The sequence below is a fragment of the Streptomyces sp. NPDC000345 genome (assembly GCF_042898825.1).
GTDB lineage: Bacteria > Actinomycetota > Actinomycetes > Streptomycetales > Streptomycetaceae > Streptomyces.
Genome location: NZ_JBIAZE010000005.1, coordinates 343927 through 370367, shown reverse-complemented (window position 1 = coordinate 370367; position 26441 = coordinate 343927). Strand labels below are relative to the sequence as shown.

General features: G+C 72.1%; 18 protein-coding genes and 3 tRNA genes. 13 read left to right on the top strand and 8 right to left on the bottom strand.

Features of this window, described 5'->3' with window-relative positions; genetic code table 11:
- Positions 1-63: 63 nt before the first annotated feature.
- Positions 64-2217, bottom strand: a complete 2154-nt coding sequence (locus tag ACFY30_RS14720; RefSeq protein ID WP_390845564.1) for a molybdopterin oxidoreductase family protein — start codon at positions 2215-2217, stop codon at positions 64-66.
- A 351-nt stretch (positions 2218-2568) separates the two neighbouring features.
- On the opposite strand from ACFY30_RS14720, the gene ACFY30_RS14715 reads away from it, so the two are divergent.
- The 3 genes from ACFY30_RS14715 to ACFY30_RS14705 are packed head-to-tail and all read left to right on the top strand — an operon-like array spanning position 2569 to position 6112.
- Entirely contained in the window at positions 2569-4086 is a 1518-nt protein-coding gene (locus ACFY30_RS14715) for an amino acid adenylation domain-containing protein (RefSeq protein WP_390845563.1), read from the top strand.
- Positions 4083-5330 (top strand): hypothetical protein, encoded by a 1248-nt coding sequence (locus tag ACFY30_RS14710; protein ID WP_390845562.1) that lies wholly within the window; start codon positions 4083-4085, stop codon positions 5328-5330. The genes ACFY30_RS14715 and ACFY30_RS14710 overlap by 4 nt, the downstream gene beginning before the upstream one ends.
- A gap of 14 nt (positions 5331-5344) precedes the next feature.
- A complete protein-coding gene (locus tag ACFY30_RS14705) occupies positions 5345-6112 on the top strand; it encodes an enoyl-CoA hydratase-related protein (RefSeq protein ID WP_390845561.1) in 768 nt (255 codons plus the stop codon).
- A gap of 662 nt (positions 6113-6774) precedes the next feature.
- Here ACFY30_RS14705 and ACFY30_RS14700 read toward each other — a convergent pair.
- Entirely contained in the window at positions 6775-7452 is a 678-nt protein-coding gene (locus ACFY30_RS14700; protein ID WP_390845560.1) for a vancomycin high temperature exclusion protein, read from the bottom strand.
- Between the two features lie 188 nt (positions 7453-7640).
- On the opposite strand from ACFY30_RS14700, the gene ACFY30_RS14695 reads away from it, so the two are divergent.
- The 5 genes from ACFY30_RS14695 to ACFY30_RS14675 all read left to right on the top strand — a co-directional run bounded on the left by ACFY30_RS14695 (position 7641) and on the right by ACFY30_RS14675 (position 14707).
- Positions 7641-8420, top strand: a complete 780-nt coding sequence (locus tag ACFY30_RS14695) for a sirohydrochlorin chelatase (RefSeq protein ID WP_390845559.1) — start codon at positions 7641-7643, stop codon at positions 8418-8420.
- Between the two features lie 360 nt (positions 8421-8780).
- On the top strand, positions 8781-10034 hold the full coding sequence (locus ACFY30_RS14690) for a deoxyguanosinetriphosphate triphosphohydrolase (protein WP_390845558.1): 1254 nt from the start codon (positions 8781-8783) through the stop codon (positions 10032-10034).
- 185 nt (positions 10035-10219) lie between these two features.
- Positions 10220-11485 carry an NAD(P)/FAD-dependent oxidoreductase gene (locus ACFY30_RS14685; RefSeq protein ID WP_390845557.1) on the top strand — a complete coding sequence of 422 codons (1266 nt, stop codon included), beginning with the start codon at positions 10220-10222 and terminating at the stop codon, positions 11483-11485.
- A gap of 29 nt (positions 11486-11514) precedes the next feature.
- A complete protein-coding gene (dnaG, locus tag ACFY30_RS14680) occupies positions 11515-13419 on the top strand; it encodes a DNA primase (RefSeq protein WP_390845556.1) in 1905 nt (634 codons plus the stop codon).
- A 115-nt stretch (positions 13420-13534) separates the two neighbouring features.
- Positions 13535-14707, top strand: a complete 1173-nt coding sequence (locus ACFY30_RS14675) for an RNA polymerase sigma factor (protein ID WP_390845747.1) — start codon at positions 13535-13537, stop codon at positions 14705-14707.
- Positions 14708-14932: 225 nt separating this feature from the next.
- On the opposite strand, the gene ACFY30_RS14670 is transcribed toward ACFY30_RS14675, so the two are convergent.
- The 4 genes from ACFY30_RS14670 to ACFY30_RS14655 all read right to left on the bottom strand — a co-directional run bounded on the left by ACFY30_RS14670 (position 14933) and on the right by ACFY30_RS14655 (position 21648).
- Positions 14933-16861, bottom strand: coding sequence for an ABC transporter ATP-binding protein (locus ACFY30_RS14670; RefSeq protein WP_390845746.1), 1929 nt, complete (start codon positions 16859-16861; stop codon positions 14933-14935).
- Positions 16858-18591, bottom strand: coding sequence for an ABC transporter ATP-binding protein (locus ACFY30_RS14665; protein WP_390845555.1), 1734 nt, complete (start codon positions 18589-18591; stop codon positions 16858-16860). Before ACFY30_RS14665 ends, ACFY30_RS14670 begins: the two co-directional genes overlap by 4 nt.
- A 1110-nt stretch (positions 18592-19701) precedes the next feature.
- Entirely contained in the window at positions 19702-21156 is a 1455-nt protein-coding gene (locus tag ACFY30_RS14660; protein ID WP_390845554.1) for an FGGY family carbohydrate kinase, read from the bottom strand.
- 186 nt (positions 21157-21342) lie between these two features.
- Positions 21343-21648 (bottom strand): YtxH domain-containing protein, encoded by a 306-nt coding sequence (locus ACFY30_RS14655; RefSeq protein ID WP_390655458.1) that lies wholly within the window; start codon positions 21646-21648, stop codon positions 21343-21345.
- 158 nt (positions 21649-21806) lie between these two features.
- Between ACFY30_RS14655 and ACFY30_RS14650 the strand changes: the two genes are divergently transcribed.
- The 5 genes from ACFY30_RS14650 to ACFY30_RS14630 all read left to right on the top strand — a co-directional run bounded on the left by ACFY30_RS14650 (position 21807) and on the right by ACFY30_RS14630 (position 23366).
- A tRNA-Asn gene (locus ACFY30_RS14650) sits at positions 21807-21879 on the top strand.
- Between the two features lie 5 nt (positions 21880-21884).
- Positions 21885-21957, top strand: a tRNA-Asn gene (locus tag ACFY30_RS14645).
- Positions 21958-22135: 178 nt separating this feature from the next.
- A tRNA-Ile gene (locus ACFY30_RS14640) sits at positions 22136-22209 on the top strand.
- 519 nt (positions 22210-22728) lie between these two features.
- Entirely contained in the window at positions 22729-22962 is a 234-nt protein-coding gene (locus tag ACFY30_RS14635; RefSeq protein WP_390845553.1) for a type II toxin-antitoxin system VapB family antitoxin, read from the top strand.
- On the top strand, positions 22959-23366 hold the full coding sequence (locus ACFY30_RS14630; RefSeq protein WP_390845552.1) for a PIN domain nuclease: 408 nt from the start codon (positions 22959-22961) through the stop codon (positions 23364-23366). The genes ACFY30_RS14635 and ACFY30_RS14630 overlap by 4 nt, the downstream gene beginning before the upstream one ends.
- Before the next feature lie 409 nt (positions 23367-23775).
- Here the strand turns inward: ACFY30_RS14630 and ACFY30_RS14625 are convergent, their stop codons facing one another.
- Both ACFY30_RS14625 and ACFY30_RS14620 read right to left on the bottom strand, forming a co-directional pair.
- Positions 23776-24825, bottom strand: a complete 1050-nt coding sequence (locus tag ACFY30_RS14625) for a LacI family DNA-binding transcriptional regulator (RefSeq protein WP_390845551.1) — start codon at positions 24823-24825, stop codon at positions 23776-23778.
- A 158-nt stretch (positions 24826-24983) separates the two neighbouring features.
- On the bottom strand, positions 24984-26387 hold the full coding sequence (locus tag ACFY30_RS14620) for a GH1 family beta-glucosidase (protein WP_390845550.1): 1404 nt from the start codon (positions 26385-26387) through the stop codon (positions 24984-24986).
- Positions 26388-26441 lie beyond the last annotated feature (54 nt).

The window sequence follows — 26441 nt, the reverse complement described above, 5'->3', positions numbered from 1 at the left end:
GGGCGAAAGGACGACCCGGTGATCGGTGGAGTACCGGCAGTTCTTCGACCGCTCAGCGAAGCCTCAGGCCTCCGCAATCTCCACCCGCACCGCGCACACCTTGAACTCGGGCATCCGTGAGGTCGGGTCCAGGGCCGGGTTGGTCAGAGTGTTGGCGCGGCCCTCGCCCGGCCAGTGGAACGGCATGAAGACCGTGTCCGGACGGATCCCGGTGGTGATGCGGGCCGGGGCGACGGCCCGTCCGCGGCGGGACACCACGGCCACGGGATCGCCCTCGGCCGCCCCGAGCCGCGCCGCGAGGCGGGGGTGCAGCTCCACGAACGGGCCGGGCGCGGCGGCGTTCAGCTCGTCCACGCGGCGGGTCTGGGCGCCGGACTGGTACTGCGCCACCACACGGCCGGTGGTGAGGAGCACCGGGTACTCGTCGTCCGGTTCCTCGGCGGCCGGGCGGTGCGAGACCGGGGTGAAGCGGGCCCGGCCGTCCGGGGTCGCGAACCGGTCGAGGAAGAGCCGGGGCGTCCCCGGGTGCGCCGCCCGCGCGGGCTCCGGGTCCTGCGCCGGGTCGTCGGGGAGCGCGTCCAGGGCGGCGTCCTCGCCGTCCTCCTCCCGCACCGGCGCCGGGCACGGCCAGAACACGCCGTTCTCCTCCGCCAGCCGCCGGTAGGTGATCCCGGAGTAGTCCGCGACCCCGCCCGCGCTGGCCCGCCGCAGCTCCTCGAAGACCTCCTCGGGGTCGGTCGGGAAGCCCTTCTCCACGCCCAGCCGGGCGGCCAGCTCGTGCAGGACCTCCAGGTCGCTGCGGACGCCGTCCGGCGGGGTGAGCGCCTGGCGGCGCAGCAGCACCCGGCCCTCGAGGCTGGTCGTCGTGCCCGTCTCCTCGGCCCACTGCGTCACCGGCAGGACGACGTCGGCGAGGGCCGCCGTCTCCGACAGCACGACGTCGCACACGGCGAGGAAGTCCAGGGACTTCAGGCGCTCCTCGACATGGGCGGCACGCGGCGCCGACACCACCGGGTTCGACCCCATCAGCAGCAGCGACCTGACGTCCGTCCCCAGCGCGTCCAGCAGCTCGTACGCACTGCGTCCCGGCCCGGGCAGCGAGTCGGGGTCCACGCCCCACACCTCGGCCACGTGCCGGCGCGCCGCCGGGTCGTCCAGCTTGCGGTAGCCGGGCAGCTGGTCGGCCTTCTGGCCGTGCTCGCGCCCGCCCTGCCCGTTGCCCTGTCCGGTCAGACAGCCGTAGCCGGACAGCGGGCGTCCCGCCCGGCCCGTCGCCAGGCAGAGGTTGATCCACGCGCCGACGGTGTCGGTCCCCTTGGACTGCTGCTCGGGACCGCGCGCGGTGAGCACCATCGCGGCCTCCGGCTCGCAGAACAGCCGTACGGCCTCGCGGAGTTGCGGAACGGACACCCCCGTGATCCGTTCCACGTACTCCGGCCAGTGGGCCATGGCGGCGGCCCGGGCGTCCTCCCAGCCGACGGTCCGCTCCGCCACGTACTCCTCGTCGACCCGCCCCTCGGCGACGACCAGGTGCAGCAGTCCGAGCGCCAGCGCGAGGTCCGTCCCGGGCCTCGGCGCCAGATGCAGGTCGGCCTGCTCGGCGGTCTTCGTGCGGCGCGGGTCGACGACGATCAGCGTGCCGCCGTTCTCCCGCAGCTCCTGGAAGAAGCGCAGGGAGGGCGGCATGGTCTCGGCGAGGTTGGAGCCCACGAGGATCACACAGCCCGTCTTCGGGATGTCCTCCATCGGGAAGGGCAGCCCCCGGTCCAGGCCGAACGCCTTGATCCCGCCCGCCGCCGACGACGACATGCAGAAACGGCCGTTGTAGTCGATCTGCGAGGTGCCCAGTACGACCCGCGCGAACTTGCCGAGCGTGTACGCCTTCTCGTTCGTCAGCCCGCCCCCGCCGAACACGCCGAGCGCGTCGGCGCCGTACTCCGTGCGCACCCGCCGCAGCTCCCCGGCGATCCGGTCCAGCGCCTCGTCCCAGGTGGCCGGCACGAGCGAGTCGCCGGAACGCACCAACGGCGAGGTCAGTCGCACGCGGGAGGAGAGCACCGCCGGCGCCGTACGGCCCTTGCCGCACAGCGCGCCCCGGTTCACCGGGAAGTCCGGGCGCTCGACCACCTCGACGCCCCCCGTGGGCAGGGGCGACAGGGCCATCCCGCACTGCAGGGCGCAGTACGGGCAGTGGGTGGGCGTCGAGGTGGTCCGCATGCTCCTCAGCGTGCTTCGGCCGTGTTACACGCCGTGCGGTCTCCTGTTACGACGGTGTGGTGGTGCCCTCCCCGCCGGCCCCCGGCCGCCGTGAGGCGCACGGCGCTCCTCCCTTGAGTCGCCGCCGGCCCTCACGTGAGTTGCCGCTGCGACGAAAGACGCCGCATGTGACTCATTCCGTAACAGTAGTTGGCCGGACACATACGGTTGAGAGTTGAACCGTCGGCAGTACAGTCGACGCTCACCACTCGCACGGCATCGCACGACCCCGCACGGCGTTCGAAATCCCGGGCATGCCGCCGCCACCGGACATGTCACCGACCCTCGAAGCAGCCTGGAGGTCCCCCCGACATGCCTCTGCGCCACCTCACCCCCCACGACCGGCGTCTGTTCCGGCTGTACGGCCGAGGCCCGGGCGTCCCCGTCCCCGATCCCCTCGTCCACCACGCCGTCGAACGGCACGCCGCGGCCACCCCGCACGCCGTCGCCGCCGAACACCAGGGCGCGACCCTCACCTACGGCGAGCTGAACCGGTACGCCGACTCCCTCGCCGCCCGCCTGGTCCGCGAGGGCGTACGGCCGGGCGACCACGTCGGCCTCTTCGTCCGCCGCTCGATCCCGATGCTCGTCGGCCTGCTCGGCGTCCTGAAAGCGGGCGCGGCCTACGTGCCCCAGGACATCGGCCTCGCCCCCCGGGCCCAGCTCGACCACGTCGTGCGCACCGCCGCCACCGCCGTCGTCCTCACCCAGCGCGAGCACGCGGCCCGGGTGCCGGCCGGTCCCCGGGTGATCACCCTCGACGACCCGCTCGCGCCCGCGCCGGCCCCCCGTCCCCGGACCGTCCCCGACGCCGGCTGCTACGTCCTGTTCACCTCCGGCACCACCGGCCGCCCCAACGGCGTGAAGGTCACCCACCGCAACGTCGCCAACATCCTCCTCACCCAGCCCGGCGCCCTCGGCATCCGCCCCGGCGACCGCGTGGCCCAACTCCTCAACATCGCCTTCGACATGGCCGCCTGGGAGATCCTCGGCTGCCTCGCGCACGGCGCCACCCTGCTCCTGCGGGGCAAGGACATCGCCGCGGCCGCCCGCACGGCCACCGTGCTGATCGCCACCCCGACCGTCCTGTCCGGCATCGACCCGGCGGCCTGCCCCCGGGTGCGCGCGGTGGCCGTGGCCGGTGAGCCCTGCCCCCGCCCACTGGCCGACCGCTGGGCCCTCCGGGCGGCCTTCTTCAACGGCTGCGGCCCCACCGAGACGACCATCGTCAACACGATGAGCCGCCACGACCCGGCCGACCCGCTCCTCACCATCGGCCGCCCCACCCCCAACAACACCGTCTACGTCCTCGACGCCGACCGCCGCCCACTGCCCATCGGCGAGGTCGGCGAGATGTGGGCGGGCGGCGCGTGCGTCTCGGCGGGCTACCTCGCCAACGAGCCGCTGAACGCCGAGCGGTACGCCCCCGACCCCTTCCTCGGCGGCGACCACCGGATGTTCCGCACCCGTGACCTGGGCCGCTGGACCCCCGACGGCCGGCTCGAACACCTCGGCCGCACCGACGACCAGGTCAAGGTGCGCGGCTTCCGCGTGGAGCTGGACTCCGTCTCCTCGGTGCTGGAGCGGCTCCCCGGGTGCGCCCGGGCGGTGACCCTCCAGCGCGACGCCCGCAGCCTGGTCTCCTTCGTCTGCCCGGCGGACGTGGACCCGGACGCGGCCCGCCGCGCGGTCGCCGACGCGCTGCCGTACTACTGCGTGCCCGAGAATGTCATGCCCCTGACATCGCTACCGGAGACCGACCGCGGCAAGATCGACAAACAGGCGCTGCTGAGGCTGGCGCACGAGCGGTCGGCGGTGGCCCGCCGATGACCACCTCGCCGGTCAGGCCCGCCACCGAGCTGCCCCCGCTCACCTCCGCGCCCCGCCGCCTGCTCAAACACCCCCGTCTGATGCACTACAACCGCCTGGCGGCACTGGTGGTCCTCGGCAACGTGGCCTACGCGTGCGCGAGCCGGCCGCTGTCCGACCGCTCCCTCGGTCACGCGGCCCTCGCCAACCTCGCCCTGGCCGTGCTCGTCCGCCAGCAGTACGTCATCAACCTCTTCTTCCGGCTGGCGACTTCGGCCCCGACGCACTGGCCGCTGCGGCTGCGCTGGACGCTCGGCAAGGTGTACCACTTCGGCGGACTGCACGTGGGCGGGGCGCTGGCGGGCGCGGTCTGGTTCCTGGCGCTGACGCTGCGGACGACGAACGGTCCGCTCCTGGCGGTCGGCTGGACCCTGGTGGCCCTGCTCGCGGTGATCGTGGGGACCGCGCTTCCCCGCTTCCGCTCCCGCCACCACGACCGGTTCGAGATGATCCACCGCTTCGGCGGCTGGAGCGCCCTCGCGCTCTTCTGGACGCACACCCTGATGTCCGCCCCCGGGCCCGTACCGCTGTCGGTGCTCGCCCTCGTCACCTTCAGCGTCGCCCTGCCCTGGCTGAGGCTGCGCAAGGTCGACGTCCGCACCGAACGCCCCTCCCCGCACGTGGCGCTGGCCCGCTTCGACCACGGCGAGACCCCGTTCGCCGGCTCCTCCACCGCGATCAGCCGCAGCCCGCTCAAGGAGTGGCACTCCTTCGCCAACGTCCCCGCCCCCGGCGAGTCCGGCTTCCGGCTCACCATCTCCCGGGCCGGCGACTGGACCGGCTCCTTCATCGACGACCTGCCCGCGCGGGTCTGGACGAAGGGCATCACCACGGCCGGCGTCGCCAACATCGAGGTCCTGTTCACCAAGGTGGTGTACGTGGCGACCGGCAGCGGCATCGGCCCCTGCCTGCCCCATCTGCTCGCCGCCGAGGTCCCCTCCCGTCTGGTCTGGGCGACCCGCGACCCCCGGGCGACCTACGGCGACGCCCTCGTCGACGAGATCCTCGCAGTCCAGCCGCACGCCGTCGTCCGGGACACCTCCCGCGACGGCAAGCCCGACATGGTGGCGCTCGCGTACGCCGCGTACCGGGACTTCGGGGCGGAGGCGGTGATCTGCATCTCCAACAAGAAACTGACCTGGCAGGTGGTGCACGGGCTGGAACGGCGCGGGATTCCGGCATACGGCGCGATCTGGGACTCGTGAGAGGAGTGGCGGGGATGACCAACCTGATCCTGGAACGTACGGGTGCCGTCGTGACCGTACGGCTGCACCGGCCGAGGGTGCTGAACGCGCTGAACTCCGAGCTGCTGGACGAACTCCTGGACGTGCTGAGCCCGTTGGACGCGGATCCGACGGTCGGCTGTGTGGTCCTCACCGGCTCCGGGCGGGCCTTCGCCGCGGGCGCCGACATCAGGGAGATGGTGGGGAAGTCGGCCGTGGAGATGGCCGCGGAGGACTACTTCTCCGGCTGGGAGGAGTTCGCCGACCTGCGCACCCCGAAGATCGCCGCCGTCAACGGCGTCGCCCTCGGCGGCGGCTGCGAGCTGGCGATGATGTGCGACCTGGTGATCGCGGGGAAGTCGGCGGTGTTCGGGCAGCCCGAGATCGGACTGGGCGTGATCCCCGGTATCGGCGGCACCCAGCGGCTGACCCGCCTGGTGGGCCGGGCGAAGGCGATGGACCTGGTCCTCACCGGCCGTGCCATGGACGCCACCGAGGCGGAACGCGCGGGCCTGATCTCCCGGGTGGTCCCGGACGACCGGGTCCTGCCCGAGGCGCTGGAGGCGGCGGCGACCATCGCCTCGTACGGCCGCGGCGCCGTACGCGCGGCCCGTGAGTGCGTGGACCGGGCCCTGGAGACGGGCCTCAGGGACGGCGTCCGGTACGAACGCCGGGTGTTCCACGCGCTGTTCGCGACAGAGGACCAGAAGGAGGGCATGAGTGCCTTCCTGGAGAAGCGCGCCCCGGTCTTCCGGGGGCGCTGACGGCCGTACAACGGCCGGGGCCCGGACCGGCCGCCACTGCTCCCGGCCCCGCCCTGTTCCGCACACGTACGCGCGGTACGGCACGTCACCCGGCTCCAGCCCGACGGCGGCGGTCGGGCAGGGGCCGCTCGGGACGCGCGACGGGCCGAACCAGTGCACCGCGACGCCGCGGCCGCGGCCGTCCGCGCCGCCTCGTGCGCCCACCGCCCCGCGACCGCCCCGGCCGGCGGCACGGCCACCAGCAGCAGCACGGCGACGACCAGCGCCGTCCACGCCTCCATCCCATCCGACCGGCGCCCCAGCGGGTTCTTCCGCCGACGCCGGCCACGCACCCGGGGTTCGCATGCCGGACCTCCTCGCTTGACCGGCGAAGACCGTGCGGCCGTGGGAGTCGCGGATACCGGCCCGTCCCACGCCGCAGGAGGAAGGCCGGCGCCGCCCGGCTCCCTCGCCTGGACGGCTTCAGCCGCCGCCGCGGTCGTCAGGGCGGCCGGAGCGGACCAGGCGGACCAGGCGGATCAGGCGGATCAGGCGGACGACAGCGGAGAGCGTCCGATCCGTTCTTCGCACCGCCGGGTGTAGTGGGCGCGTCAATCCTGGCGGACGACAGCGGCGGCGTCACACGGAGTCCCCCGGCCGCCGCCGGACGCACTCCGCCCAGGTCATCCGGCCCCGGCCAGCGCCCGTGCCACGCCCGGCTCCTTCGGTCCCAGGAAGCGTGGATCCGGCTCGAAGGCCGCGTCCAGGGCCGCCTTGCCCGCCGCGAGGATCTCCCGGGTGCCCCCGTAGTACCAGGTCACGTCATGTTTGGCGGCGACGCCGACCCCGTAGGAGTCGACGCCCGCCGCCTCGCACAGGGCGACCGCCCGCCGGATGTGGAAGTCCTGGCTGATCAGCACGGCCCGGTCGACACCGAAGATCTTCTTGGCGCGCACACAGGAGTCCCAGGTGTCGAAGCCGGCGTAGTCGCTGACGATCCGGGTGTCCGGCACGCCGTGCTTCTTCAGATAGGCGCGCATGGCGTCCGGCTCGTCGTAGTCCTCGCGGCTGTTGTCGCCGGTGACGAGGACGACCGCGATCCGGCCCTCCCGGTACAGCTTCGCCGCCGCGTCGAGCCGGTGCGCCAGATACGGCGACGGCTCCCCGTCCCACAGGCCCGCGCCGAAGACCACGGCGACCTCCCGGCGCGGCGCGCCGGCCGTCGTACCGATCCGGTCGGCCGTGGACACGTACAGCCAGGTGGCCGGCAGCAGCGCGAGCACACACCCGGTCATCACGGCCTGCACCAGCCGGCGCCGCCCGGCACGGGTGCGCGGCAGCCGCGGTCGACGGATGTTCATGAGGTGCCCCCTGGGTCGATCTGGGTCGAAATCCCGTTCGGCCTGGGAAGACGCAACCCGCGGTGATCCGGTTCGCTCCCTCGCCGGGCGCGCACCTCACACCGCCCCGGGGCGCGCGGTGAACGCCCGGAAAATACTCGTGACGGTCAGGCAACGGGGGTGCAACCTCGCCGCGTGAGGATGGATGCATGAGCCAGCCAAGCCTCGTCCCGCTCGACGGCCGTCGCCGCCCGGCCCCGCCCGCGCTGGTGGTCGTCGCCCACGGCAGCCGGGACCCGCGCGCCCTGAGCACCGTACGCACGCTCCTCGACCGCGTCCGCGACCGGCGCCCCGGCCTGCCGGTGCACCTCGGGCACATCGAGCTGAACGAGCCCCTGCTCACGGACACGCTGGCCGGCCTGGACGCCCGGGGCACCGCGGACGCCGTCCTGGTCCCCCTCCTGCTCGCCCGCGGCTACCACGTCAAGCGCGACATCCCCGAGATGGCGGCGCGGGCACGGGTACGCACGCGCGTGGCGGCACCGCTCGGCCCGCATCCGCTGCTCGTGGACACCCTGTACACCCGCCTGGTGGAGGCGGGCTGGCGCACGGACATGACGCAGGAGGAGCGCCGCACGAGCGCCGTGGTCCTCGCGGCGGCGGGCTCCCGCGACCCCGACTCGGCGACCGACACCCGCCGCACGGCCGACCTGCTGGCGGCGCGCCTCGGAGTCCCGGTGATCCCGGCGTACGCCTCCACGGCGGCCCCGACCGTCCCCAAGGCGATCCGCGCCCTGGCGGCCAGGGGCCGCGAGAGGGTGGCGGTGGCCTCGTACTTCACGGCCCCGGGCCGCTTCGCGACGGAATGCGCGCAGGCGGCCCCGTGGATCGCGTCGGCCCCCCTGGGCACCCACCCGGCGATGGCGAGCCTGCTGCTGCACCGCTACGACCGCGCACTGGCGGCGGACGGCACCAGCAACGCCGCCTGAGAACACGGCGGGCCGCCCCGACGCGCTGCCCGGCCGCGGGGACGTGAACGCCCACGATCACGTCCCGCACCCGTGGGCACGCGTGGACACCCGTGGGCGCGATCGGCACCGGCGCGTCCCGCACGCGTGCGGCCGGGTGTCGCGTGTCCCCGCACGCGTGGGTGCGAGCGGCCATGACCTGTTTCTTCCGCGTGGGCGCCGACGGCCCCGGCGCGTCCCGCACGCGTGCGTGTGGCCGCCCGTGACGTGTCCCGCACCCGTGGGTGCGAACGGCCACGGCGCCTCCCGCACCCGTAGGCGCACAGAACCCGGCGGACCAGCGGGCACCCGATTGTCACTGCCGCCGCTTACTGTCGAGACATGCCCTATGACCTGCCGTCGACCGAACGCTGGGCCCCGGAACCGGACAAGCGCCCCGGCCGCACCGCATTCCAGCGCGACCGCGCAAGAATCCTGCACTCCTCCGCGCTGAGGAGACTGGCCGGAAAGACCCAGGTCGTCACGCCGGGTGAACACAGCCAGGACTGGGACGCGACGCCCCGCACCCGCCTCACCCACTCCCTGGAGTGCGCCCAGGTGGGCCGCGAGCTGGGCGCGGCCCTGGGCTGCGACCCCGACCTGGTCGAAGCGGCCTGCCTGTCGCACGACCTGGGCCACCCCCCGTTCGGCCACAACGGCGAACAGGCCCTCAACGACTTCGCCCACGACTGCGGCGGTTTCGAGGGCAACGCCCAGTCCCTGCGCCTCCTCACCCGCATCGAGCCCAAGCGCTTCACCGCCGAGGGCTCCGTCGGCCTCAACCTCACCCGCGCCACCCTGGACGCCGCCACCAAGTACCCCTGGCCGAGGGGCGCCCATCCGACGGACCCCGCGTCCCCCAAGTTCGGCGTCTACGAGGACGACCGGCCCGTCTTCGACTGGGTCCGCAAGGAGGCCCCCGGCACGCGCACGTGCTTCGAGGCACAGGTCATGGACTGGTCCGACGACGTGGCCTACTCGGTGCACGACGTGGAGGACGGCCTGCACGCCGGCCACATCGACCCCGGCAGCCTGCGCGCGGAGCCGGAGCGCGCGGAGGTCTACCGGGTGGCCGTCGGCCGCTACGTCCCGGCGGACACCGACCCGGCCGAACTCGCCGCCGCCCTCGACCGCCTTCAGGACCAGGAGTGGTGGCCGCACGGCTACGACGGCACGGCGGCCGCCCAGGCCCGCCTCAAGGACACCACCAGCCAGCTCATCGGCCGCTTCTGCCTCGCCGCCGAGGGCGCCACGCGCGCGCGGTACGGGTCCGGGCAGCTCACGCGCTACGGCGCCGAACTGGTCGTGCCCCACGAGACCCGCCTGGAGTGCGCGGTCCTCAAGGCCGTCGCCGACCGGTACGTCATGCAGCGCGCCGAGCAGACACGGCTCCGCGCCGACCAGCGCATCGTGATCACCGAGCTGGCGCAGGCCCTCACCGCCCGCGCCCCCGAGGGACTCGACCCCCAGTTCCGGGCCCTGTTCGAGCAGGCTCCCGACGACCGTGCCCGCAAGCGCGTGATCGTCGACCAGATCGCCTCCCTCACCGACGCCTCGGCCCGCTCGCTTCACTCCCGTCTGACGGGGCAGCCGTGACGGAGGAGGCGACACCGATGGGACAAAGGGGTGCTGACAGGATCAAAGGAACCCGAACGGGACACTCGGTGGCCTGATCGGGCCACTCCCCCTTCCCCCATCACGCTCCGTGCGGGACGCTCGCAGATGGCGGTTCGCACAGTGTTGTCTGGGGTCATCCCCAGACCCCCGTTAGGAGGCATCACGTGGTCGACGCGGATCAGACGTTCGTCATCGTCGGAGGAGGCCTGGCCGGCGCGAAAGCGGCCGAGACGCTGCGGGCCGAGGGCTTCACCGGCCGGGTGATACTGATCTGCGACGAACGCGACCACCCCTACGAGCGCCCGCCGCTGTCCAAGGGCTTCCTGCTCGGCAAGGAGAGCCGGGAGAGCGTCTTCGTGCACGAACCCGCCTGGTACGCGCAGAACGACATCGAGCTGCACCTGGGCCAGACCGTCGACGCGATCGACCGCACGGCCAAGACCGTCCACTTCGGCGACGACGGCACCTTCGTCCACTACGACAAGCTGCTCCTGGCCACCGGCGCCGAGCCGCGCCGCCTGGACATCCCCGGCACCGATCTCGCGGGCGTCCACCATCTGCGCCGGCTCGCGCACGCCGAGCGCCTCAAGGGCGTCCTCGCCGCCCTGGGCCGCGACAACGGCCACATCGTGATCGCCGGCGCCGGCTGGATCGGCCTGGAGATCGCGGCGGCGGCCCGCGAGTACGGCGCGGAGGTCACCGTCGTCGACCCCTCGCCGACCCCGCTGCACGGCGTCCTCGGCCCCGAGCTGGGCAACGTCTTCGCCGAGCTGCACCGCGACCACGGCGTCCGCTTCCGCTTCGGCGTCCGGCTCACGGAGATCGTCGGACAGGACGGCATGGTCCTCGCCGCCCGCACCGACGACGGCGAGGAGCACCCGGCGCACGACGTCCTCGCGGCGATCGGCGCGGCCCCCCGCACCGGCCTCGCGGAGGCGGCCGGCCTCACCCTCGCCGACCGCGCCCACGGCGGCGGGGTCGCGGTCGACACCCGCCTGCGCACCTCCGACCCCGACATCTACGCCGCCGGAGACGTCGCCTCCTTCCCGCACGGCGTCTTCGACACCAGACTGCGCGTCGAGCACTGGGCCAACGCCCTGAACGGCGGCCCGGCGGCCGCCCGCGCGATGCTCGGCAAGGACGTCACCTACGACCGCGTGCCCTACTTCTTCACCGACCAGTACGACCTCGGCATGGAGTACAGCGGCTGGGCGCCGCCGGGGTCTTACGACGAGGTGGTGATCCGGGGGGACGCGGGCAAGAGGGAGTTCATCGCGTTCTGGGTGAAGGAGAGCCGCGTGCTGGCCGGCATGAACGTGAACGTGTGGGACGTCACCGAGCAGATCCAGCGGCTGATCACCTCCGCAAGCCCGGTGAACACGGAGGCGCTGGCGGACCCGCACGTTCCGCTCGAAAGCCTCGCAGCCTGACTGTCACCGCACCCCCGTAGAATCACCTCGTGGCAGGACGGATCAACGACGAGGACGTGAAGGCGGTACGGGACGCGGTCCCGATCGACGCCGTGGTGTCCGAGTACCTCCAGCTGCGCAACGCGGGCGGCGGCAACCTCAAGGGGCTGTGCCCGTTCCACGACGAGAAGTCGCCGTCCTTCCAGGTCAGCCCGAGCAAGGGACTCTTCCACTGCTTCGGCTGCCAGGAGGGCGGAGACACCATCACGTTCGTGATGAAGGTCGACCACCTCACCTTCTCCGAGGCGGTCGAGCGGCTCGCCGCCCAGGCCGGCATCACCCTGCGCTACGAGGAGGGCGGCTACAACCCCGCCCACCAGCGCGGCGAACGTATCCGCCTGGTGGAGGCCCACAAGATCGCCGCCGACTGGTACGCCGAACAGCTCGCCGTCAGCCCCGAGGCCGACACCGGCCGGATCTTCCTCGCCGAGCGCGGCTTCGACCAGGCCGCCGCCGTCCACTTCGGCGTCGGCTACAGCCCCCAGGGCTGGGACCACCTCACCCGCTTCCTGCGCGGCAAGGGCTTCACCGACAAGGAACTGCTCCTCTCCGGCCTCGCGCAGGAGGGCCGCCGCGGCCCCATCGACCGGTTCCGGGGCCGGCTGATGTGGCCCATCCGCGACATCGGCGGCGAGGTGGTCGGCTTCGGCGCGCGCAAGCTCTACGAGGCGGACAACGGCCCCAAGTACCTCAACACACCCGACACGGCGATCTACAAGAAGTCCCAGGTGCTGTACGGCATCGACCTCGCCAAGAAGGACATCGCCAAGTCCAGCCGCGCCGTCGTCGTCGAGGGCTACACGGACGTCATGGCCTGCCACCTCGCCGGCGTCACCACCGCCATCGCCACCTGCGGCACGGCCTTCGGCGGCGAGCACATCAAGATCCTCCGCCGGCTCCTCATGGACAACGGCAGCGCCCGCGTGATCTTCACCTTCGACGGCGACGCGGCCGGGCAGAAGGCGGCCCTGCGCGCCTTCGAGGACGACCAGAAGTTCGCCGCCGAGACCTACATCGCGGTCGCGCCGGACGGCATGGACCCCTGCGACCTGCGCCTGGCCAAGGGTGACGAGGCGGTGGCCGACCTGGTCGAACCCCGCACCCCCCTCTTCGAGTTCGCCCTCCGCCAGATCGTCGTCCGCTACGACCTGGACACCCCCGCCGGCCGCGCCGCCGCCCTCGACGAGGCCGCGCCCGTCGTCGCCCGCATCAAGAACAGCGGCGCCCAGCACGAGGTCGCCGTCCAGCTCGCCGGGATGCTCGGCATCCTGGACACCCAGTTCGTCGTCAAACGCGTCGCCCAGCTGGCCCGTTGGGCCCGCGACCGGGGCGGCAAGGGACCGGCACCGGCCGGCCGCGGCGGCCCCCAGCAGTACGACGCCGCCCCCCGCCCCGCCGCCGCCGGCCCCGCCCTGACCCTGCGCAACCCCGTCTACGCCACCGAGCGCGAGCTGCTCAAACTCGCCCTGCAGCGCCCCGAGCTGGTCTCCCCGGCCTTCGACGCGTACGGCGTCGACGAGTTCACCGCCGCCCCCTACGCCGCCGTACGCCAGGCCGTCCTGGACGCGGGCGGCGCCGAATGGGGCGTACAGGACGCCCAGGAGTACCTGGTCCGCGTCCGCGAGGCCGCCCCCGACGACACGGTCCGCGCGATGGTCACCGAACTCGCCGTCGAGCCGATCATGCGCCGCACGGTCGACGAGGTGTACGCCGGCACGGTCCTGGTCCAGGTCCGCCGCCGCGCCGTCGAGCGCCGTGTCCGGGACGTACAGTCCCAGCTGGCCCGCCTCGGCGCGGGCGGTGACCAGGCCCAACTCGCCGCCGTGCAGAACGAACTGTGGATCCTTCAGCAGTACGACCAGGCGCTGCGCGAGCACGGAGCCGCGGCTCTCTGAACAGCCGGTTACGGGACGGACTCAAAAAGTCACCGCACGCCCCTCGTGGCGGGGATGTGTCGTACTCCACACTGGGTCCGGTGCCTGAGTCCTCGGAGCGGCCCCCGGAGCACCGCTGCCGCTCACCTCAGCAGCGATCATCCTGGAGGTCGCCCCCGTGCAGACCCAGACCCAGACCCTGACGCAGAACGCCGGCACTGCCGACGACACGGAACCGGACGCCGAGCCCGACGTCCTGGCCGCGGTCCCGCCGCAGAACCGCGCCGCGCACCACCCCGAGACGGAGCCGGACCCGCCGCCCGGGGCCCTCGAAGAGGCCCCGGACGACCCTCCCGAGCCCGTCGAGGCGCCGCGCGCCCGGGCCACCGACAGCAGCAGCCCCTCCTCCGATCTGTTCCGCCAGTACCTGCGGGAGATCGGGCGCATCCCGCTGCTCACCGCCGCCGAGGAGGTCGAACTCGCCCGCCGGGTCGAGGCGGGCCTGTTCGCCGAGGAGAAGCTGGGCAGCACGCCCGACCTGGACAGTGAACTCGCCGTCGACCTCGACCGGTTGGTCGTCATGGGCCGCATGGCCAAGCGCCGGCTCATCGAGGCGAACCTGCGGCTCGTCGTCTCCGTCGCCAAACGGTACGTCGGCCGCGGCCTGACCATGCTGGACCTCGTCCAGGAGGGCAACCTGGGGCTGATCCGGGCCGTCGAGAAGTTCGACTACGCCCGCGGCTACAAGTTCTCGACGTACGCCACCTGGTGGATCCGGCAGGCCATGTCCCGCGCCCTCGCCGACCAGGCCCGCACCATCCGCGTTCCGGTCCATGTCGTCGAGCTGATCAACCGGGTGGTGCGCGTGCAGCGCCGGATGCTCCAGGAGCGCGGCTACGAACCGACCCCCGACGAGGTCGCCGGCCAGCTGGACCTGCCCCCGGAAAGGGTCGGCGAGGTGCTGCGCCTGGCCCAGGAACCGGTCTCCCTGCACGCGCCGGTGGGCGAGGAGGACGATGTGGCCCTCGGTGACCTCATCGAGGACGGCGACGCGACGAGCCCCGTGGAGTCGGCGGCCTTCCTGCTGCTGCGCGAGCACCTGGAAGCGGTCCTCTCCACCCTCGGCGAACGCGAGCGGAAGGTCGTCCAGCTCCGGTACGGCCTGGCCGACGGCCGCCCGCGCACGCTGGAGGAGATCGGCCGCATCTTCGGCGTGACGCGCGAACGGATACGCCAGATCGAGTCCAAGACCCTCAACAAACTCCGCGACCACGCCTTCGCGGACCAACTGAGGGGCTACCTGGACTGAGGGCCCTTCTCGACGACGCCCCCCACCGCAGCGGAGGGCAGCCGCACGGCGGGCCCGGCGCCCACCCTTCAGCCGCCCCCTGCTGCCGGTAGCCGCGGGCAGTCGTGCCGCTGGGGCGATGGGGGTCCCCCGCTCGAGCGATGCCGAGAGTGCGGGAGGGCGGGCGCGGCGGCACCCCGCCGACCCGGGCGAACGCACCCACCCGTCCCGGCGCCGGGCGCGGCCTCAGTCCACCTCGGCCACCGCCTGAGCGAACTGCGCCGTGTACAGCCGCGCGTACGCCCCGCCCGCCTCCAGCAGCTCCGCGTGCGCGCCCTGCTCGACGATCGAGCCGTTCTCCATCACGAGGATGGTGTCCGCGTCCCGGATCGTCGACAGCCGGTGAGCGATGACGAACGACGTACGCCCGTGCGCCAGCTTCGCCATCGCCTTCTGGATCAGCACCTCGGTCCGGGTGTCCACGGAACTCGTCGCCTCGTCGAGCACCAGGATCACCGGATCGGACAGGAACGCCCGCGCGATGGTGATCAGCTGCTTCTCACCGGCACTGACCCCGCTGCCCTCGTCGTCGATCACGGTGTCGTAGCCGTCGGGCAGCGTGCGGATGAACCGGTCCGCGTGGGCCGCCCGCGCCGCCTCCTCGATCTCGCCCCGGGTGACCTCGCGGGACGTCCCGTACGCGATGTTCTCCGCGATCGTGCCGCCGAACAGCCAGGTGTCCTGCAGCACCATGCCGATCCCGGAGCGCAGCTCGTCCCGGGACATGCGCGCGATGTCGACGCCGTCGAGGGTGATACGGCCGCCGGACACGTCGTAGAAGCGCATGAGGAGGTTGACCAGCGTCGTCTTGCCGGCGCCCGTCGGACCGACGATCGCGACGGTGTGCCCCGGTTCCACCGTCAGCGACAGGTCCTCGATCAGCGGCTTCTCGGGGTCGTAGCGGAACGACACATGCTCCAGCGCGACCCGCCCGCGCAGTTCCCCCGGCCTGGCGCCCGCCGCCGGATCCGCCTCCTGCTCCTCCGCGTCCAGGAGTTCGAAGATCCGCTCCGCCGAGGCGACACCCGACTGCACCAGGTTCGCCATCGACGCGACCTGCGTCAGCGGCATCGAGAACTGGCGGGAGTACTGGATGAAGGCCTGCACGTCACCGATGGAGAGGGCACCCGACGCCACCCGCAGACCGCCGACCACCGCCACCAGCACGTAGTTGATGTTCGACACGAAGAACATCAGCGGCTGCATGATCCCGCTGTTGAACTGCGCCCTGAACCCGGCCTCGTACAGCGCCTCGTTCTGCTCGGCGAACTGCTGGGCCGACTCCTCCTGGCGGCCGAACACCTTCACCAGCGTGTGACCGGAGTACATCTCCTCGATGTGGGCGTTCAGCTTGCCGGTGGAGCGCCACTGCTGCACGAAGTGCGGCTGCGACCGCTTGCCGACCTTCGCCGCGACGACCGCCGACAGCGGCACCGTCACGAGCGCGACCAGGGCGAGCAGCCAGGACACCCAGAACATCATCGCCAGGACGCCGATGATGGTCAGCAGCGAGTTGATGAGCTGGCCCATCGACTGCTGCAGCGTCTGCCCGATGTTGTCGATGTCGTTCGTCGCCCGGGACAGGACCTCGCCGCGCTGGCGCTTGTCGAAGTACGACAGCGGCAGCCGGGACAGCTTCGTCTGCACGTCCTCGCGCATCCGGAACATCGTGCGGTTGACCGACCGGTTGACCAGGCGCGTCGCCCCCGCCATCAGCAGACCGGCGACGAGGAACACCCCGAGCGCGAACAGCAGGACCTCACCGACCTGGTCGAAGTCGATGCCCTTGCCCGGGGTGAAGTCGGTGCTCTTGAGCATGTCGGCGACACTGCCGTCGCCGCTCTCGCGCATCGAGTCGAGCACCTGCTCCTTGCTCGCCCCCTCCGGCATCTGCCGTCCGACGATGCCCGCGAAGACCAGGTCGGTGGCCTTGCCGAGGATCTTCGGCCCGACCACGTTGAGGCCGACGCTCATCACCACGCAGGCCAGCATCAGCGAGAGGGTGAGCCGCTCCGGCCTGAACTGGGCGAGCAGCCGCCCGCCGGATCCCTTGAAGTCCAGTGAGCGGCTGTCGGGACCGGTGCCCCCCATCATGCGTCCCATGACGGCCATCAGGCAGCCTCCGCTTCCGTCAGCTGGGAGAGCACGATCTCCCGGTAGGTCTCGTTGTCCGCCATCAGCTCGCGGTGGGTGCCCGCGCCGACGACCCGGCCCTCGTCGAGGACGACGATCCGGTCGGCGTCCCGGATGGTCGCCACCCGCTGGGCGACGATCACGACGGTCGCCTCGGCGGTCTCCCGCCCGAGCGCCGCGCGCAGAGCCGCGTCGGTGGCGTAGTCGAGGGCGGAGAAGGAGTCGTCGAAGAGGTAGATCTCCGGCCGCTGCACGAGCGTACGGGCGATGGCGATCCGCTGCCGCTGGCCGCCGGAGACGTTCGTCCCGCCCTGGGCGATGGGGGAGTCGAGGCCGTTCTCCAGCTTGCTGACGAAGTCCTTGGCCTGCGCCACCTCCAGCGCCTGCCACAGCTCCTCGTCGGTGGCGTCCGGGTTGCCGTAGCGCAGGTTGGTCGCGACCGTCCCCGCGAACAGGTACGGCTTCTGCGGCACGAGCCCGACGGTCCTGGCGAGGAGCGCGGGATCCACGTCGGCCACCGGCACCCCGTCGACCAGCACCTCCCCGTCGGTCGCGTCGAACAGCCGGGGGACCAGCCCGAGCAGGGTGGACTTGCCGCTGCCGGTCGAGCCGATGACGGCGGTCACCTCACCGGGCCGCGCCACCAGGTCGATGCCCTTGAGGACGGGTTCCTCGGCACCCGGGTAGCGGAAGCCCGCGCCCCGGATCTCCAGATGTCCGTGCCGCCGCAGCTCGGTGACGGGCGCCACCGGCGGAACCACGGACGACGAGGTCTCCAGCACCTCCTGGATGCGCTCGGCGCACACCTCCGCGCGCGGCACCTGCATGAACATGAAGGTGGCCATCATCACGGCCATGACGATCTGCATGAGGTAGGCGAGGAACGCGGTCAGATCACCGATCTGCATGCCGCCGCTGTCGATCCGGTGGGCGCCGAACCAGACCACCGCGATCGAGGACAGGTTGACCGTGGTCATGACCATCGGGAACATCAGCGCCAGCATGTTGCCGGTCTTCAGCGAGATGTCCGTGAGGTCGGTGTTGGCCTTGCGGAAGCGCTGCTGCTCGTACTCGTCGCGGACGAAGGCGCGGATCACCCGGTTGCCGGTGATCTGCTCGCGCAGCACCCGGTTCACGGTGTCCAGACGCACCTGCATCGACCGGAACAGCGGCCGCAGCCGCCGTACGATCAGCGTCACGCAGATGCCCAGCACCGGCACGACGGCCACCAGCACCCCGGACAGCGGAACGTCCAGGCCGAGCGCCATGACGATGCCGCCCACACACATGATCGGCGCCGACGCCATCAGCGTGAACGCCATCAGGGTCAGCATCTGGATCTGCTGGACGTCGTTGGTGGTCCGGGTGATCAGCGAGGGCGCGCCGAACTGGCCGACCTCGCGCGCGGAGAAGGACTGCACCCGGTCGAAGACGGCCGACCGCACGTCCCGGCCCAGCGCGGAGGCGGTCCGGGCGCCGTAGTACACGGCACCGATGTTGCACACGACCTGCAGCAGCGAGACGCCGATCATCACGCCGCCGAAGGACAGGATGTAACCGGTGTCCCCCTCGACGACGCCGTTGTCGATGATGTGCGCGTTCAGCGTGGGCAGGTAGAGGGTGGCGCAGGTCTGCAGGAACTGCAGCAGCACCAGCAGGGCGATGGGTGTTCGGTAGGGGCTGAGGTGGGCCCTCAGAAGTCGTATGAGCACGCTGCGTCTCTCGGAGTCGGCGGTCGGGGCACTGGTTGCCCCTGGCCCCTATCGTCGGACACTCCACCCGCGTTACCTCAACCCATTAAGCCGACAGCGGTGTGCTATGCCGCCGCCCGGGTATGCCTCACGGTTACGACCCGCGCGGGCAACGCCCGCCGACCCGCGCATGGGCGGCGTGTGGACCGACGCGGGGATGGCCTGTCGGCCCCCGCGGGGATGGTGTGCGGGCCTGCGTCTGGACGGCCCCGCCGACCCGCGCCCGGGTGGCCTGCTGACCTGCGCCTCCGGGTGGTCTGTGGGCCTGCGCGGGGATGGTGTGTGGGTCTGCCCTGGGTGGTCCGCCGACCTGCGGCCGAGTGGCCTGAGGGCCGCGCTCGGATGGCTGGTCGGCCCGCGCGCCCCCGGGGTGGCCTGCTGACTTGCGCCCGGGTGGTCTGCGGGCCAGCGCCCCCGGGTGGTCTGTGGGCCTGCGCGGGGATGGTGTGTGGGTCTGCCCTGGGTGGTCCGCCGACCTGCGGCCGGGTGGCCTGAGGGCCGCGCTCGGATGGCTGGTCGGCCCGCGCGCCCGGGTGGCCTGCCGACCCGCGCCCGGGTGGCCTGCTGACCTGCGCCCCCGGGTGGTCTGTGGGCCTGCGCGGGGATGGTGTGTGGGTCTGCCCTGGGTGGTCCGCCGACCTGCGGCCGAGTGGCCTGAGGGCCGCGCTCGGATGGCTGGTCGGCCCGCGCGCCCGGGTGGCCTGCCGACCTGCGCCCGGGTGGCCTGCTGACCTGCGCCCCGGGTGGTCTGCGGGCCAGCGCCCGGATGGCGCGCCCGGCCGGCCGGGCCGTCCGGCCCGCCCAGCCCGCCGGCTCACCCGGACCGGACCGAGCTCGGCTTTGTACTTGCAACGCGTCGCCTATGGCCGCGAGTCCCGCTCTCCACCCAGAACGCCGCCCGGCCGGGGCCCGCCCCGCACTCGACTCGCCGCCCCGGCCCGTGGGCTCCGCCCTACGCCCGACTCGCCGCACCGGTCCGTGGGTCCCGCCCCCGCCCGAAACGCCGCCCGGCCGAGGGGCCCCTGCCCTGCACCCGAAAAAACGCCGCCCCTCCCCGCCCGCGGGTCCGCCCTACACCCGGAACGCCCCGGGGTGCGTCTGCTCGCGTACCGACACGTACTGCTGCCGCACCGCCTGGCCCACGGCCAGGTCCTCGCCCGGCTCCAGGACCTGGGCCGCCGCTCCCTGCCAGGCGGGCGGGGTGCGGGGATCGAGCGTGCCGTTCTTCACGCCGAGTGCCCAGGCGGCCTGCCGGGCCGCCCCGATCGCCGCGTAGTCCGCGGGCTGCGGTACGACGACCTGCGCGCCGAAGAGGGAGGGCGCCGCCGCCTGCACGGCCGGCAGCTCGGCCGCGGCCCCCAGCAGGAAGATCCGCCGTACCTCCACGCCCCGCCCCCGCAGCACGTCGAGCGCGTCGCCGAGCCCGCACAGCATGCCCTCGAAGGCGGCCCGCGCGAGATGCTCGGCCTTCATGGACTCGCGCCGCAGCCCCGCCAGCGTCCCGGCGGTGTGCGGCAGGTTCGGCGTCCGCTCGCCCTCCAGATAGGGCAGCATCACCAGACCGTGCGACCCGGGCGTCGACTTCATCGCCAGATCGGACAGGCTCTCCAGGTCGGGCAGCCCCAGCAGCTCGGCGGTGCCGCGCAGGGTCCGTACGGCGTTCAGGGTGGTGACGACCGGCAGGTGCATGCCCGTCGCGTCCGCGAGTGAGGTGATCATCCCGCTCTGGTCGACGAGGGCCTCGGGGTGGACGGCCATCACGGACCCGGAGGCGCCGAGCGAGACGACCGCGTCGCCCATCCCGAGCCCGAGGCCCAGCGCCGCCGCCATGGTCTCGCCGGTCCCGGCCGAGATCAGCAGCCCCTCCGGGGTCGTACCGGCCGCGTCGGACGGCCCGATCACCTCGGGCAGCATGGCCTGGTGACCGAGCGCCAGCTCGACCAGGTCGGACCGGTACCCGCCGGTGGCGGCGGACCAGTACCCCGTCCCGGACGCCCCGCCCCGGTCCGTGGTCCTGCGCACGGGCCGCCCGAGCAGCTGCCACACCAGCCAGTCATGAGCCTGCATCAGCACCGCCGTACGCAGCGCGGCGTCGGGCTCGGCCTTCGCCAGCCAGCGCAGTTTGGTGACCGGCTGCGCGGCCTGCGGGACGCATCCCACCGCCTGCGCCCAGGCCTCGCGCCCGCCGAGCGCGTCGATCAGATCGGCCGCCGCGACCTGGGCGCGCTTGTCCCCGCCGACCATCGCCGGACGCACGGTGTTGCCCTGCGCGTCCAGCGGCACCAGGGCGTTCTGCTGCGAGGACACCCCGATGGCCTGCACGCCTTCGAGCAGCCCGCCGCCGGCCGCCTCGCCGAGGGAGAGCAGCCAGGCCTGCGGATCGACGTCGCTGGGCCGGCCGCCGCTGTCCGGGCCCTCCACCGGATGCGGCGCATACCCCTGCCTGAGCACGGCTCCGGTGTCCCCGTCGCAGACGACGATACGAGTGAAATCGGGCGAACTGTCCAGCCCGGCGACTATCCCCATACGTAAAATTCTGCCGCACGCGCCGCCGGGGTCGAGCCGTCGGGCGCCGCAGGGGTGCGCAGGCGGCCGGACGCGGGAGCGTCGTGGCTGGTGGCGCCCGCGTGGCGGAGCCGCGATTCGATGGCGGCACCGCCCCCGAAACCGGCGGCGGTGCTCCGCGTCCACCGGTGCCGCGTGTCGCCGGGTCTAGGTGTTGCTCGTGCCCCAGTCGTCCTCGCCGCCGTTGTGGGCGCTGCGTTCCCGGAGGGAGCGCACCCGGCCGGCCACCGACTCGGGCATACGGTCGCCGACCTTGGCGCTCACCACGTGGTACGCCCGGCCCGCGTACTGGCGGCCCTGCTGGGCGGCCGTCTCGGCGGTGTTGCGTACGGCAGGGTTCTGCGCGACCTGGCGCGCGGACTTCTTCAGCTGTTCGTAACGCTCGCGCCCGGCGCGCGTGCCGAACACGTACCCGACGGCGAGCCCGACGACGAACGTCAGCTTGTAGCGCATGGCGGCCACCCTCTCCTTGCGTAGGTCCCTGGCACGGCGTGGGCGCCGGGGGGAACCGATTGGCGGAGCACCCCCCTGCTTGCGCTAATGTATGTGTCGCAGCGAGCGCCCGCCCCCTGGCGAATACCCAGGTAGGTACGTTCGATGCAACGAGGCATTCCTCCGTAGCTCAATTGGCAGAGCAGCCGGCTGTTAACCGGCAGGTTACTGGTTCGAGTCCAGTCGGGGGAGCTCGGTCCTCCGTAGCTCAATTGGCAGAGCAGCCGGCTGTTAACCGGCAGGTTACTGGTTCGAGTCCAGTCGGGGGAGCATCGTGAACGAGGACCCTACGGGGTCCTTTTTCATGTCGGTGTCACGCCGACGGAGACCGCGCAGGCCGCAGCGCGGTCTCCCTGGTCATGCAAGGTCGACCAGCCGAAGCGTGAGATCGTATGAGCGGCTATGCTGCGGCAGACGGCGCGCACACATGTACGCGACACGCCGCTATGGGGCGGTAGCTCAGCCGGTTAGAGCAGCGGACTCATAATCCGTCGGCCGTGGGTTCGAGTCCCACCCGCCCCACCTATGCAGGACCCTGACCTGCGGAAACGTTCATTTTTGGGTGTCGGGGCGTCAACTTTGCCTGAGCGGACTGAATCCGCTGCTTGTGGGTTTGGAGTCCGGCGGCGCTCGGGGAACTTCAACCCCTCGGACCTGCGGCGGGGTAGTTGATCGAGGTTGTCGCTCGTAGTCCGGGCGGCTGTCCTGAGGCTCGATACCAAGATCCAGGGACCGGACAGGGGCCGGGACGGCGCCCATCATGCGTCGAGCGTGTGGGATCCAGGGTCGGGGTACTTCTCGTTCGTTGACTGTGGGCCGTCGTCCGCGATGTATCCGGTCGGATGCCGCGCGCACCGGGCGGAGTGGATGGTGATGCCTCTTGGCGCTGCCGGTGGCGGTAGGGCGCGTGTTGCTGATGGCGTGGCGATCGGCGTCCGGGCCATTGCGGGTCCGCTGCGCCGAGAGTGGTCTGAGCCGTGATGCGCTGCAATGTTGGTGATGTATTCTGATGGCATACATCAGGGATGCCGGAGGTGGTCGATGTCCGTCACGCAGATTGATCTCGATGACGAGGCGCTCGCCGAGGCCATGCGGCTGATGGGTGTAACGACGAAGAAGGAGACAGTCAACGCGGCCCTGCGGGACTACGTGGCACGGATCAAGCGGCTCGATGCCGCCGAGAAGCTGGCCGCGCGTGGTGCGCGTGGCGAGTTCGAGCAGGCCGCGGCGGCGCATGACGCGGGCAGGCGTGCCCGGCGCGAGGCCTTTGAGTGATCACGTACCTGCTCGACACGTCCGCCCTGTGGCACCTGTTCCGCACCCCCGGAGCATTGCCGCCCTGGGAGGGGCACATCGCCGCCGGGGTGTTCCACCTCTGCGAGCCGACACGCGCCGAATTTCTCTACTCGGCAACCAGCCCGTCCCACCGGGACGAGCTCGCGGAGGAGCTGGACGCACTCTGCCACCTCTCTCCCGTTCCGAAGAATGCCTGGCGTTGGGTCGACACCGCCCAGTACAAACTGACCCAGCAGGGTCAGCATCGCGCGGCCGGAGCGATCGACCTGTTGGTGTGTGCGACCGCAGTTCACCACGGGCACACCGTTCTCCACGTGGACAACGACTTCGCGACGGTGGCCGGAGTGCTCAAGGACGTTCAGCAGCGGGACGTACGAGCCTGATCTCCTGGGGCCGGTCCGATTGTCAGCCTGTTGGCCTCTCGTCGATCGATGCCCACGTCGCTGTCCCAGTCCTCCAGCGATCTGCGATCACCAGTCTCATGGTCCACTCCTCTTCACACACTCCGCCGGGGCCCCGCCCACATACCGCGAAAGCCGGAAAAGCACTCACATCACTGGCCGGCCACCGAGGCCCTGTCGGTGGGGCCGATGTCGCCCCACCGCAGCGACACGTCCCTTGCGGGCACGAATCGCCGGAGCAACCGCGACACAAGGGGCCGGCGCCCCTGCTGCGGTACCAACCCCGGTGGCCCGTGTGCGGGGACCGGCGGCCTCGGCGTCATCCACGGCTGTGTGAAGACCGCCTGTGCCGGTCACTGCCGCACGGTCGGCCGCCGGCGTGTCGGCGTGGTCACGCGGTGGCCCGACGGATCAGCCGGGTCGGGGTGATCACAGAGGACAGGGGGCGGCCGACGCTGTCCTCCTTCGCCGGTTGGTCGAGACTGCGCAGCAGCAGCCGTACCATCAGCCGACCCATTTCCTCGATCTCCTGACGGACCGTGGTCAGTGGGGGCTCGGTCAGCTCGGCCACCTTGACCATGTCGTCGAAACCGACGACCGCGACGTCCTCCGGCACCCGGCGCCCGCGCTCCCGCAGGACGCGCAGTGCTCCGCAGGCCATGAGGTCGGAGGCGACGAAGACAGCGTCCAGGTCCGGGGTGCGGTCCAGCAGCTCGGCCATCGCCCGTGCGCCTCCTGCTTCCGTGAAGTCACCCTCGGCGATGAGCTTCGGATCGGCGTCCAGGAGCAAGTCGTGGTAGCCGTCGAGCCGGTCCACGGAGGCCGTCTGGTCCATCGGACCGGTGATGGTCGCGATGCGTGAACGTCCCAGCGTGATGAGGTGGCCCACGGCCTCGCGGGCGCCGCCGCGGTTGTCGGAGTCGACGTACAGGATGCCGCGGTCTGCTTCCGCCCCCGGCCACCCGGGGCGGCCGCCGAAGACGGTCGGAATCCCTACCCGGCGGGTGATGGCCGGCAGGGGGTCCTCGTTGTGCAGGGAGAACAGCACGGCGCCGTCGGCGTGGCCGCCGGCGAGATAGCGGCCCACACGGTCGTAGTCGGTCGTTCCCTCGACCAGCAGCAGCACGAGCTGAAGGTCGTGGTCGGCCAGTTCCCGGCTGATGCCGAGCAGCTGTTCGGCGAAGAACGGGTTGGTGAAGACCTTGGTCTCCGGCTCGGCGGCGATGACGGCGATGGCCCCGGTGCGCCGTGTGACCAGCGTGCGGGCCGCATGGTTCGGTACGTACCCCAGTTCCTCCACGGCGCGGCGGACCTTCTCCACCAGGGCCTCGCGCACGCCGCTGCCTCCGTTGACGACACGGGAGGCGGTGGCCCGGGAGACGCCGGCCCGTTCGGCGACGGCTTCCAGGGTGGGGCGGGGTGCGGAGTTCTGGTCGGACAAGGAGCACTCCTCTCGGGAGGGGAACAGCGCAGCTCCCGCATGACGGAGTGAGAGTCCCCTCGTAGAGAGCGCTCTCACCGGTACATCGTACGGGAAGGCGTGCGACCGATCCGCTCCCGGCGAGCGCGGTGCGGTACCTCTGGCGCGTACGGCAGCGGTCAGTCCTGCGGCAACCTGCCGTGAGCCACCACATCCGCGTACCAGCGGGCGCTGTCCTTCGGCGTGCGGCGCTGGCTGGCGAAGTCGACGTGGACCATGCCGAAACGCTTGCTGTAGCCGTAGGCCCACTCGAAGTTGTCCAGCAGCGACCACAAGAAGTAGCCGCGGACGTCCGCGCCGGCCGCCATCGCCCGGTGCACGGCCTCGAGGTGCGCCCGGAGGTAGGTGATGCGTTCGGGGTCGTGGACGACTCCCCCCGGGTCGGCGTAGTCGTCGTACGCGGCGCCGTTCTCGGTCACGAGCACTGGGGTGCCCGGCAGTTCGTCCCGCAACCGCGTCAGGATCTCGTACAGGCCTTCGGCGTCCACCGGCCAGTCCATGGCGGTGCGCGGGCCCGGCACGGGGAGGAACCGCGCGTGGTCCTGCGCGGCCGGCCACGGTGAGGGCAGCGGGTGGGAGCCGGCGGCGACCATGGTGGGGGTGTAGTAGTTGATGCCGAGGCTGTCGATGGGGCGGGAGATGATTGACAAGTCGTCGTCCCGCACGAAGGACCAGTCCGTGAGCTGCGCGGTGTCCGTTCGCAGGTCCTGCGGGTAGTGGCCGCGGAAGACGGGGTCCAGGAAGATCCGGTTGGCCAGCGCGTCGATGCGCCGTGCCGCGTCCGTGTCGGCGGGACTGTCGCTCAGCGGGCGGACGGCGGCGAGGTTCAGTGTCAGGGACACCTCGGCCGAGGGGTGCGCCTGCTCGCGCAGCACGCCGACGGCCAGGCCGTGGGCCAGGTTCAGGTGGTGTGCCGCTCGCAGCGCCGCCTTCGGCTCGGTGCGGCCCGGGGCGTGGACGCCTTCGGCATAGCCGAGGAACGCCGCGCACCACGGTTCGTTCAGAGTCGTCCAGGTCGGTACGCGGTCGCCGAGCGCCTCCGCCACGAGCGCGGTGTAGTCCGCGAACCGCTGCGCCGTGTCGCGCAGGGGCCAGCCGCCCGCGTCCTCCAGTTCCTGCGGGAGGTCCCAGTGGTACAGGGTCAGCACGGGCCGGATGCCGTTGGCGAGGAGCTCGTCGACCAGGGCGCGGTAGAAGTCGAGGCCTTTCCGGGAGGCCGGGCCCCGCCCCGTCGGCTGCACGCGGGGCCAGGAGACGGAGAAGCGGTAGTCCGTCAGGCCGAGACGGGCCATCAGCGCGACGTCCTCGCGCATACGGTGGTAATGGTCGGCCGCGATGTCTCCCGTGTCGCCGTTGCGCACCTTGCCCGGCGTTCTGCTGAAGGTGTCCCAGATGGAAGGCGTCCGGCCGTCCTCGTCCGCGGCTCCTTCGATCTGGTACGCGGCGGTGGCGGCGCCCCAGCGGAAGTCCGAGGGGAACGCCACGCCGGCGACGGTCGCGGTGCGGGGGGCGGTAGTGGTCATCGAAGCTCCAGCGTGGTCGTTTGCGAAAGACGCTGACCAGAGCCTTTCCTCGGC

What these genes read in the sequence shown, in the direction of transcription:
- ACFY30_RS14695 (WP_390845559.1), top strand. Translation starts at nt 7,641, where the DNA reads ATGAGCCAGCCAAGCCTCGTCCCGCTCGACGGCCGTCGCCGCCCGGCC.
- ACFY30_RS14660 (WP_390845554.1), bottom strand. Translation starts at nt 21,156, where the DNA reads ATGGGGATAGTCGCCGGGCTGGACAGTTCGCCCGATTTCACTCGTATC.
- ACFY30_RS14655 (WP_390655458.1), bottom strand. Translation starts at nt 21,648, where the DNA reads ATGCGCTACAAGCTGACGTTCGTCGTCGGGCTCGCCGTCGGGTACGTG.
- ACFY30_RS14635 (WP_390845553.1), top strand. Translation starts at nt 22,729, where the DNA reads ATGTCCGTCACGCAGATTGATCTCGATGACGAGGCGCTCGCCGAGGCC.
- ACFY30_RS14710 (WP_390845562.1), top strand. Translation starts at nt 4,083, where the DNA reads ATGACCACCTCGCCGGTCAGGCCCGCCACCGAGCTGCCCCCGCTCACC.
- ACFY30_RS14705 (WP_390845561.1), top strand. Translation starts at nt 5,345, where the DNA reads ATGACCAACCTGATCCTGGAACGTACGGGTGCCGTCGTGACCGTACGG.
- ACFY30_RS14700 (WP_390845560.1), bottom strand. Translation starts at nt 7,452, where the DNA reads ATGAACATCCGTCGACCGCGGCTGCCGCGCACCCGTGCCGGGCGGCGC.
- ACFY30_RS14690 (WP_390845558.1), top strand. Translation starts at nt 8,781, where the DNA reads ATGCCCTATGACCTGCCGTCGACCGAACGCTGGGCCCCGGAACCGGAC.
- ACFY30_RS14715 (WP_390845563.1), top strand. Translation starts at nt 2,569, where the DNA reads ATGCCTCTGCGCCACCTCACCCCCCACGACCGGCGTCTGTTCCGGCTG.
- ACFY30_RS14720 (WP_390845564.1), bottom strand. Translation starts at nt 2,217, where the DNA reads ATGCGGACCACCTCGACGCCCACCCACTGCCCGTACTGCGCCCTGCAG.
- ACFY30_RS14620 (WP_390845550.1), bottom strand. Translation starts at nt 26,387, where the DNA reads ATGACCACTACCGCCCCCCGCACCGCGACCGTCGCCGGCGTGGCGTTC.